Consider the following 1,078-nt stretch of genomic DNA (forward strand, 5'->3'; position numbering starts at 1 on the left):
AATCAGTAGTTGAAACTGTTCGCAGATTATTTTGTTAAAATATTAATTATCAATAAAACAAGCGCGTTGAATATTTATTCAATCTTCTGGAAATCATTAACTTAAAGGAATATTACCACACATTTCTTTAGTTATGATTCCCAAGAAGAAAGAGCTTAAACTGATAAAAATTTATATGTATATCTGTGATTTATACGAGAGCGAACTGAAATATTACTGTCAAAGATATAGTAATAATTCAAAACCTGTATTTACGGATCAGGAAATAATAACAATTTACCTGTTTGCAGGCTATTGTCAAAAGTATTTCCTGATAAAAGACATACATCTGTTTGCATCAGAATATCTCTCTTCCTGGTTTCCTCTATTGCCCTCATATCAGACTTTTAACCTACGGGTTAATCGTCTCTCAGAGGCTTTTAAGGTGTTATCAGAGAAGTTGATAAATACATTCATACCACAAGAGTGCCTATTGGATATCTCTCAAGTTGATTCTTATCCTATTATGACCTGCACTGGTCGTAATCGAGTAGGAAAAGTGGCTCCCCAGATTACATCCAAAGGATTCTGTTCAACGAAAAATCAATATTACTACGGAATGAAACTTCATGCTTTAACTTTTAGACAGGAAGGGAAAATCCCTTTTCCTGAAAGTTTGATACTTACACCCGCACAGGATAATGATTTGACAGTCTTTAAACAAGCTTGGGGAGATACTATTTCTAATCGTAAAATATTCGCAGACAAAATATACTCTAATTTTGAATATTTCAGTCAAGAGAAAAAACAAACTCAACAAATAGAAATGTATACTCCTGTTAAAGCTATTAAAGGGATGTCACAACAAGAAAAACAACAAAACAAAGCCTATGACGATTTATTCTCACATGCTGTTTCTAAAGTTAGACAACCCATAGAATCTTTCTTTAACTGGTTGAATGAAAAAACAAATATTCAAAGAGCGCATAAAACCAGATCTACTTCTGGACTTTTAGTACATACGATGGGTAAAATCGCCATCGCTTTTATTTATCTAATTTTTTAAACAATTGAATCAGTATCAACTACTGATTCGCAT

1 protein-coding gene is annotated in these 1,078 nt (G+C 32.4%); it reads left to right on the top strand.

From position 1 onward, the window contains the following. Positions 1–133 precede the first annotated feature (133 nt). Complete coding sequence (locus tag D0T51_RS12195; protein ID WP_239056828.1) at positions 134–1,045, top strand: transposase; 912 nt, start codon at positions 134–136, stop codon at positions 1,043–1,045. Positions 1,046–1,078 lie beyond the last annotated feature (33 nt).

This window comes from Parabacteroides sp. 52, from assembly GCF_010500925.1.
Taxonomy (GTDB): domain Bacteria; phylum Bacteroidota; class Bacteroidia; order Bacteroidales; family Tannerellaceae; genus QVMG01.